The sequence below is a fragment of the Thiohalocapsa sp. genome (genome assembly GCF_019695415.1).
In the GTDB taxonomy this organism is placed as follows: Bacteria; Pseudomonadota; Gammaproteobacteria; order Chromatiales; family Chromatiaceae; genus Thiohalocapsa.
In genome coordinates this window covers 1-8,551 of record NZ_JAIFKJ010000149.1, presented here as the reverse complement: position 1 = coordinate 8,551, position 8,551 = coordinate 1, and the positions used below count along the sequence as shown (strand labels likewise).

The following is an 8,551-nucleotide window of genomic DNA, read 5'->3' as shown; positions in this document are numbered from 1 at the left end:
AGCACCGCCTGCTGGTCCTCGAGCTCGGCAATGGGCAGTCCGAGCCAGGGCACGGCCGGATCCGCGCGGTCGCCCCGGAAATCCTGCCGGCGCAGCCGCGTGTCGATGTGCCGCCCACCCAAGCCGCGCAGCAGCCGCTGGGCAAGATAGGCTTCCTCCAGCGTGGCGTTCGGCGCCATCAGCCAGCCGATCTGCTCCGGGTCCGTGCCACGCAGCGACTCGGCGGCCAGGTGCAGCGCCTGTTGCCAGTCGATGGGCTCCCAGCGGCCGTCATGCTTGCGCAGGGGTGTCGTCAGTCGGCTGTCGCTGTGGAGGCCTTCGTAACTGAAGCGGTCGCGGTCGGAGATCCAGGTCTCGTTGACGGGCTCGTTGTCTCGCGGGTGCACGCGCATGACCTGCCCGCCGCGGATGTGCAGATGCAGGTTCGAGCCGACGGCATCGTGCGGCGCGATGCCCTCCTCGGAGGTGAGCTCCCAAGCCCGGGCCGTGAAGCGGTAGGGCTTGGACGTGAGGGCCCCCACTGGGCAAAGATCGATGATGTTGCCGGAGAGCTCGTGGGCGACGGTGTGCTCGACGAAGGTACCGATGCGCATGTCCTCGCCACGGCCGGTGGCGCCCAGCTCACGTACGCCCGCAATCTCAGCCCCGAAGCGCACGCAACGGGTGCAGTGAATGCAGCGGGTCATGTCGGTGGCGATGAGCGCCCCGAGGTCTTCGTCCTTGACCACACGCTTGCGCTCGCTGAAGCGAGAGACGTCCTCGCCGTAGCCCATGGACACGTCCTGCAGCTCGCACTCGCCGCCTTGGTCGCAGATGGGACAATCGAGCGGGTGATTGATGAGCAGGAACTCCATGGTCCCGCGTTGGGCGTCCAGGGCCTTGGGCGATCGGGTCTGCACCTTCATGCCGTCTGCAACCGGCGTGGCGCAGGCCGGTACCGGCTTCGGGAAGGGTCGCCCGCCCGCCTCTGCCTCCACCAGGCACATGCGGCAATTGGCGGCGATGGAGAGCTTCTCGTGATAGCAGAAGCGCGGGATCGGGATGCCCTCGCGGTCCGCCACCGCGATAATCATCTCGCCGGCGGCCGCCTCGCAGCTGCGGCCGTCGATCTCGATGGTAATCTGCTCCGCCATGATGCTGTGCTTTTGCTCCAGTACCCGCTCGGGCCTGCTGTTGGCTCGCCTGCCGCCGACCGGGCGCAACGCCCCGAGCAGACGACGAAATCAATGCGTTGCGGCGCCGGCGGACGGTTGCCGACCCGTGGGGCAGATCAGTCCGCGTGCGCGTCTATGCAGCCTCGGGCGCCTAGGCCGCCTCCACCAGAGGCTTGCCGTGCTCGATGAGGTGCTCGAACTCGTGCCGGTAGTGCTTGAGAAAGCTCTGCACCGGCATGGCGGCCGCATCGCCGAGGGCGCAGATGGTCCGCCCACCGATGCGTCCGGCGACATTATCCAGCAAATCCAGGTCTGACGGCCGGCCTTGGCCGTGCAAGATACGCTCCAGCACCCGGGCGAGCCAGCCTGTGCCCTCACGACATGGCGTGCACTGCCCGCAGGACTCGTGCGCATAGAAGTGTGCCAGATTGGCCAGCACCTTCACCATGCAGGTGCCCTCGGCAATGATGATCACCGCACCCGAGCCCAGCATGGAGCCTGCCTTGGCGATGGAGTCGTAGTCCATATCCGTCTCGAGCATGGTATCGCCCGGCACCACAGGCACGGAGGAGCCGCCCGGAATCACGGCCTTGAGCTTGCGCCCGCCGCTGACACCGCCCGCCAGCGCAAGGACGTCGCGGAATGGCGTGCCTAAGGGCACCTCGACATTGCAGGGCTTATTGACATGACCGGTGATGGAGAAGAGCTTGGGGCCACCATTGTTGGGCCGACCTTGCTCCAGAAACCACTGCCCGCCCTTCTCCAGGATGACGGGTACCGAGGCGAGTGATTCCGTGTTGTTGATGGTGGTGGGCTTGCCATACAGGCCTGCCTGCGCCGGAAACGGCGGCTTGAAGCGTGGCTGCCCCTTCTTGCCCTCCAGGGACTCGAGCAGGGCCGTCTCTTCGCCGCAGATGTAGGCGCCGGAGCCGAGGTGGGTGTAGAGATCGAAATCGATGCCGGAGCCCTGGATGTCCCGGCCTAACAGACCGGCCTGGTATGCCTCGACGAGCGCTTCCTCAAACCGGTCGGTTGGTTCGTAGAACTCACCGCGGATGTAGTTGTAGCCGACGGTGGCGCCAATGCAGTAGCCCGCGATGGCCATGCCCTCGATGAGCTGGTGCGGGTTGTAGCGCAGGATGTCCCGGTCTTTGCAGGTGCCCGGCTCGCCCTCGTCGGAGTTGCAGACGATGTACTTCTGCCCCGGCTTGTTGCGCGGCATGAAGCTCCATTTGAGGCCCGTCGGAAACCCGGCCCCGCCGCGTCCGCGCAGCGCCGAGAGCTTGATTTCCTCGATCAAGGATTCGGGCGAGGGCTTCTCGCGGAGGATGCGCTCCCATTGCTTATAGCCGCCAACACTGCGGTAGCCCTTCAGCGTGTGCCGCTGCTTGGGCTTCAGGTGCATGTTGCGGAAGCACACAGTGTCTTGATTGTCGACCATGGCGGGTGTTGCGTATCGGTTGCGTGGAGCTGGCGGAGGAGTTGTGCTGCACCTCTGTGTCGGGACGGGCGCGGTCAGTCCAGCTTCGAGATGATCTTGTCGATGCCGTCCTGCGTCACGCACTCGTGATATTCCTTGTCCACCATGACCACCGGGGCGTGACGACAGGCGCCGAGGCACTCGAACTCTTTCAGCGTGAATTTGCCATCCTTGGAGGTCTCGCCGGGCGCGACGCCATGGCGCTTCTCGATATGCTCCAGCAGGGCCTCGGCGCCGCCCAGCATGCAGGAGATGCTGTTGCAGACACAGATCTTGTGTCGCCCGACCGGCTCGAGGTCGTACATCGCGTAAAAGGTGGCGACCTCATAGACGGCCACCTCCGGCATATCCAGATAGGCCGCCACCTGGTCCATGAGGTCCCGCGTCAGCCAGCCGCCGTTGTAGTCCTGCACCAGCGTGAGCGCCGGCATCACCGCGGATTGCTTCCACTCCGGAGGGTATTTGGCGACATGTCGGTCGATCTCGGAGCGCAGCTCCGGCGTCAGCAGCGTCTCCTTGTCACGGTCGTGGATCACGGCCAGCGGTGCAGTGCGGAAGCTCATCAGCGGTCGATCTCCCCGAAAACGATATCCATGGTGCCGATGATGGCGACCACATCCGCAAGCATGTGCCCCCTGGACATCTCGTCCATGGCGGCCAGGTGCGCGAATCCCGGCGCCCGTACCTTGAGGCGATAAGGCTTGTTGGCCCCGTCCGAGACGATGTAGCAGCCGAACTCCCCCTTCGGCGCCTCGACTGCGGCGTAGGCCTCACCCACGGGCGGACAGTAGCCCTCGGTGAAGAGCTTAAAGTGATGGATCAGGGCTTCCATGTCGTCCTTCATGTCGACCCGGCTCGGCGGGGTGACCTTGTGGTCGTCCACCATCACCGGCCCCGGGTTTGCCCGCAGCCAGTCGACGCATTGCTTGATGATGCGGTTCGACTGGCGCATCTCTTCGATGCGGACCAGATAGCGGTCGTAGCAATCGCCGTTCTGGCCCACCGGGATGTCGAAGTCCACATCGGCATAGGCCGCATAGGGCTGTTTCTTGCGCAGGTCCCAGGCGATACCGGAGCCGCGCAGCATGGGGCCGGTGAAGCCTAGATTCAGCGCACGATCCGGACTCACGACACCGATGCCGACGGTACGCTGCTTCCAGATGCGGTTATCCGTGAGCAGCGTCTCGTACTCGTCCACCAGCGCCGGGAAGCGTTCGGTGAAGTCTTCGATGAAGTCGAGCAGTGAGCCGCTGCGGGCCTCGTTCAGCTTGCGCACAGCGCGCTTGCCGTGCCACTGGGTGCTCGCATCCGGGAAGCGCGGCATCTGCGCCGGCAGGTCACGGTAGACACCGCCAGGGCGATAATAGGTGGCATGCAGCCGGGCGCCGGAGACTGCCTCGTAGCAGTCCATCAGGTCTTCGCGCTCACGGAAGCAGTACAGAAAAACGCTCATGGCGCCGACGTCGAGCGCGTGCGCCCCGAGCCACATCAGGTGGTTCAGGATGCGCGTGATCTCGTCGAACATGGTCCGGATGTACTGCGCGCGGACGGGCGCCTGGATGCCGAGCAGCTTCTCGATGGCGCGCACGTAGCCGTGCTCGTTGCACATCATGGACACATAGTCCAGCCGGTCCATATAGCCGATGCTCTGGTTGAACGGCTTGGACTCGGCGAGCTTCTCGGTGCCGCGGTGCAGCAGACCGATGTGCGGGTCAGCGCGGTCGATGACCTCGCCGTCCATCTCCAGCACCAGCCGCAGCACGCCGTGGGCGGCCGGATGCTGCGGGCCGAAGTTCAGCGTGTAGTTGCGGATCTCAGGCATTGGCGGCTCCCTGTGCAGCGCGTGCCGCCTGCGCCTCTTCCTCGGTCAGGTAGCGGCTGTCGTTGCGAATGACCTTCGGCACCAGCACCCGCGGCTCGATTTCGACGGGCTCGTAAACCACACGGCCCTGCTCCGGGTCGTAGCGCATGGCCACATGGCCGCTCAGGGGGAAGTCCTTGCGGAACGGATAGCCGACGAAGCCGTAGTCCGTCAGGATGCGGCGCAGGTCGGGATGGCCGCGGAAGAGAATGCCGAACAGGTCGAAAGCCTCGCGCTCGAACCAGTTGGCCGCGCTCCACACGTCCACCACCGAGTCCACCATGGGCTGCGCGCCGCCGGCATAGACCTTGAGCCGCAGACGGCGGTTGTACTCCAGGGAGAGCAGGTGGTAAACGACGGCGAAGCGCTTTGGGTCATCCTCGTCCAGCTCGATATCGCGATCGACACCGCGGCCGAAACCGGTGGTCGAGGCCTCCTCCGTCGCCCATTCGGACTTGCCGTGGGCGGCATAGTCCACGCCGCAGAGATCGATCAGCTGCTCGAAGCGCAGCGCGCTGTCATCGCGCAGCTGCGTGCACACGGCTTTGAGCTCGGCTGCGGGGACCGTGAGTGTCAACTCGCCGAGGGCGGAGACAAGCCCGAGCCCTTCCCCTGCCCAACGACTCTGCAGCACATGCGCAAGGGCGTCGAGACGGGCGTCGCCGGTGGAAGCGATGGTCTGAGACATGATGAGGTGTGTTACCGGCCTGATCCGCGCCTCAGCGCGCGATGGTGTTGGTGCGGCGGATCTTGTTTTGGAGCTGCAGCACACCGTAGAGCAAGGCCTCCGCCGTCGGCGGACAGCCCGGCACATAGACATCTACGGGCACGATGCGATCGCAACCGCGCACCACCGAGTAGGAATAGTGATAGTAGCCGCCGCCGTTGGCACAGGAGCCCATGGAAATCACCCAACGCGGCTCAGCCATCTGGTCATAGACCCGCCGCAGCGCCGGCGCCATCTTGTTGACGAGCGTGCCGGCGACGATCATGACGTCGCTCTGGCGCGGACTCGGCCGGAAGATGATGCCGAAGCGGTCCAGGTCGTAGCGGGCTGCACCCGCGTGCATCATCTCGACGGCACAGCAGGCGAGGCCGAACGTCATGGGCCACAGCGACCCGGTCCGCGCCCAGTTGATGAGCTTGTCGGCCGTTGTGGTCACGACGCCCTCGTCGAGCACGCCCTCAATACCCATGGTGCCCTCCTCCAGCAGTCAGCGAGGCAGTCAGCGAGACGAAGTGCGGGACGACGCGGGCGGCTGTCAGACGCATCGCGCCCCTGATCACTCCCATTCGAGGGCCCCCTTGCGCCACTCGTAGATAAAGCCGACCACCAGTATCCCCAGGAACACCGACATGGCGATGAAGCCAGCCATGCCAAGGTCTTCCAGCACAACGGCCCAGGGAAATAGGAAGGCGATTTCCAGGTCAAAAATGATGAATAGGATTGCGACCAGGTAGTAGCGCACATCGAACTTCATGCGCGCATGCTCGAAGGCCTCGAAGCCGCACTCATACGGAGAGTCCTTCGCCTGGTCGGGCCGACGGGGGCCGAGCAGGGTACCGAGTACCCGCGGCACAAAGCCGATCAGCAGCGCGAGTACCAGAAAAATCAGGATATGGAGATAGTCTTCCAGCACGCGCCGCTCGCCTGTTCGGGTGGGGGTTGCGATGTCGGTGCTGTTGCAGACAGCACCTGAAGCGCGCGGGAGTCTAGAGCAGGGAGACCTATGCTGTCAAGCAGACCGGCACAGAGAATCTCTTTATTTTCAGCAAGTTACTGCTTAAGCCTGAGCCTTGGGTGGCTCTGGCGAGCCCCGCTTGCGGCTGACGAGCGCTGAGGGTTGATGTCATTAATGGTGCCGACGGCCGGAGTCGAACCGGCACGGCTTGCGCCACTGCCCCCTCAAGACAGCGTGTCTACCAATTCCACCACGTCGGCAGGTGATTCGATCAGCGGCCGGTTGTGCTCCCAGCCACCATCAGTTATTGCTCTGGCCGTCCATGCCTTCATCGGCGGGGACAGGCGGCAGGTCCACGCCGCCCTCCGCGGGTGCAGCCCCCGATGGGACGGGGACATCCACCGGCGGCAGATCCGTGTCGCCCGGCACCATATCCGGCGCGCCCGTCTGGGCCGGCGCCTCATCTAGTGTCACGGTATTCGGCGCCACATTATCAGGCGCCGCATTCTCAGGCGCCCCATTCTCAGGCGCCAGGGCATCAGGCCCCGCCGTGCCTTCGCCGGCAGCACCGTCTGCATCCGGCGTCAGCGGCAGATCGCCTGTATCCGCGGGCATCACGGGCGGTGCTTCGATGCCGTCCATGAGGCCCCGGGGCTCGCCCACCTGCGCTGCAAAGTAGGCGAGCGCCATGCTGGTCAAGAAAAACGTCGTCGCCATCACCGCGGTGGTGCGCGTCAGGAACGACGCTGAGCCGCGGGAGCCGAACACCGTCGCCGAAGCGCCGCTGCCGAAGGCGGCACCCGCGTCCGCGCCCTTACCGTGCTGGATCAGAATCAACCCGATCAAGCCGAGGGCGAGAAGCAGGTGCAGGATGGTCAGGAAGAGCTGCATGTCATGTGATGTCTTAGTCGACCGTCGGACCTGGCGCCGTATCCGCCGGCGTGCTGTCCTCGCCCCTGTCAGGCGTTGTCTTCGCCGGCCCGGCAGATAGCGATGAAGTCGGCTGCCTTCAGCGAAGCGCCGCCGATGAGCCCGCCGTCAATATCGGCCTGCGCGATGAGCTCGGCGGCATTGCCGGGCTTCATGCTACCGCCGTACAAAATGCGGAGCCCGTCGGCGATCTGTTTGCTCTTACTCGCGATGCGTTGGCGCAGAAACGCATGAACTTCCTGTGCCTGCGCGGGCGTTGCCGTCACGCCCGTGCCGATGGCCCACACCGGTTCGTAGGCTACGACGCCATGGGCAAAGGCATCCACACCTTCCGCATCCAGTACGCCGTCGATGTGCTTGGCGACGACGGCTTCGGTCTTGCCGCTTTCGCGCTCCTCGAGCGTCTCGCCGACGCAGAGGATGGGCACGAGCCCATTGGACACGGCCTGCGCGTACTTACGGGCAATCAAGGCATCCGTCTCACCGTTGAACTGCCGACGTTCGGAATGCCCGATGATGGCGTAGCGGCAGCCGAAGTCCTTCAGCATCGCCGCGGACACCTGGCCGGTGAACGCACCGCCTGGTTCCTGGGAGACGTCCTGAGAGCCCCAGGCGATGGCGCTCTCAGCGAGCAGATCTTGGGCAATATACAGATACGGGAACGGCGGGCAGACGGCCACATCCACCTTCTGCATGCCGGCTACACCCGCCTTGATGCCGTTCAGCAGGTCCGTCGCCTCGGCCTTGGTGCCGTTCATCTTCCAGTTGCCAGCAATCAAAGGCCGTCGCATCGGAAATCTCCCGCTGAAAAGCCGGCTAGTGTAGCCGCAGGTCGCCCGGCACGCAAGAAATCAAGAGCCGCACGGGTTCCACCCGCTGCCGGCGTTAGCTTACACTCCTCGGGATGGCCAAGGGAAAAAAGAAGAAGCCCGCCACCGGCGGCAATACCATCGCCCTCAACAAGAAGGCGGGGCACGAATACCACATCGAGCAGCGCTTCGAATGCGGACTCGCCCTGGAGGGGTGGGAGGTCAAGGGCCTCCGCGCGGGGCGGGTGCAGCTCAAGGAGAGCTACGTCAAGATCCTGCACGGTGAGGCTTTCCTTATCGGCGCGCACATCTCGCCGCTGCCCTCCGCCTCCACCCATGTAGAGCCGGATCCGACCCGCACCCGCAAGCTGCTGCTCAAGCGCGCCGAGCTGAACCGGCTCATCGGCCAGACCGAGCGCGCCGGCTACACCCTGGTGCCCACCGCCATGTACTGGAAGCGCGGCCGCGCCAAGCTCGAGATCGGCCTCGCCAAGGGCAAAAAGCTCCACGATAAACGTGCGACGGAAAAAGACCGCGACTGGCAGCGCGAGAAAGAGCGCATCTTCAAGCAGCACTGAGTCCGGGAAACCGCGTTTTCCGGCTCCGTCGGATTTTTGGGCAGGATGCCCAATAAA

9 protein-coding genes, 1 tRNA gene and 1 pseudogene are annotated in these 8,551 nt (G+C 64.8%); 1 reads left to right on the top strand and 10 read right to left on the bottom strand.

From position 1 onward, the window contains the following. The 10 genes and pseudogenes from nuoG to tpiA all read right to left on the bottom strand — a co-directional run. Positions 1-1,133 (bottom strand): NADH-quinone oxidoreductase subunit NuoG (gene nuoG / locus I6U14_RS03895; protein WP_296897018.1); only part of this gene is annotated, 1,133 nt, incomplete at its 3' end. Positions 1,134-1,305: 172 nt separating this feature from the next. Beyond that, entirely contained in the window at positions 1,306-2,595 is a 1,290-nt protein-coding gene (gene nuoF / locus I6U14_RS03890) for an NADH-quinone oxidoreductase subunit NuoF (protein ID WP_296897016.1), read from the bottom strand. Positions 2,596-2,669: 74 nt separating this feature from the next. Further along, entirely contained in the window at positions 2,670-3,197 is a 528-nt protein-coding gene (nuoE, locus tag I6U14_RS03885; RefSeq protein WP_296897014.1) for an NADH-quinone oxidoreductase subunit NuoE, read from the bottom strand. After that, positions 3,197-4,456: an NADH-quinone oxidoreductase subunit D gene (locus I6U14_RS03880; protein WP_296897012.1), complete on the bottom strand. Its 1,260-nt coding sequence runs from the start codon at positions 4,454-4,456 to the stop codon at positions 3,197-3,199. The genes nuoE and I6U14_RS03880 overlap by 1 nt, the downstream gene beginning before the upstream one ends. After that, a complete protein-coding gene (locus I6U14_RS03875) occupies positions 4,449-5,183 on the bottom strand; it encodes an NADH-quinone oxidoreductase subunit C (RefSeq protein WP_296897010.1) in 735 nt (244 codons plus the stop codon). Before I6U14_RS03875 ends, I6U14_RS03880 begins: the two co-directional genes overlap by 8 nt. Before the next feature lie 31 nt (positions 5,184-5,214). Continuing rightward, on the bottom strand, positions 5,215-5,691 hold the full coding sequence (locus tag I6U14_RS03870) for an NADH-quinone oxidoreductase subunit B family protein (RefSeq protein WP_200233023.1): 477 nt from the start codon (positions 5,689-5,691) through the stop codon (positions 5,215-5,217). Positions 5,692-5,778: 87 nt separating this feature from the next. Continuing rightward, positions 5,779-6,135, bottom strand: a complete 357-nt coding sequence (locus I6U14_RS03865) for an NADH-quinone oxidoreductase subunit A (RefSeq protein ID WP_296897008.1) — start codon at positions 6,133-6,135, stop codon at positions 5,779-5,781. A 217-nt stretch (positions 6,136-6,352) separates the two neighbouring features. After that, positions 6,353-6,437, bottom strand: a tRNA-Leu gene (locus I6U14_RS03860). Positions 6,438-6,801: 364 nt separating this feature from the next. Next, positions 6,802-7,068, bottom strand: a pseudogene (gene secG / locus I6U14_RS03855) (preprotein translocase subunit SecG); the annotation flags it as partial. Between the two features lie 68 nt (positions 7,069-7,136). Beyond that, entirely contained in the window at positions 7,137-7,898 is a 762-nt protein-coding gene (gene tpiA / locus I6U14_RS03850; protein WP_296897006.1) for a triose-phosphate isomerase, read from the bottom strand. A 113-nt stretch (positions 7,899-8,011) separates the two neighbouring features. On the opposite strand from tpiA, the gene smpB reads away from it, so the two are divergent. Further along, on the top strand, positions 8,012-8,494 hold the full coding sequence (gene smpB / locus I6U14_RS03845) for an SsrA-binding protein SmpB (RefSeq protein WP_296897004.1): 483 nt from the start codon (positions 8,012-8,014) through the stop codon (positions 8,492-8,494). Positions 8,495-8,551: the final 57 nt, after the last annotated feature.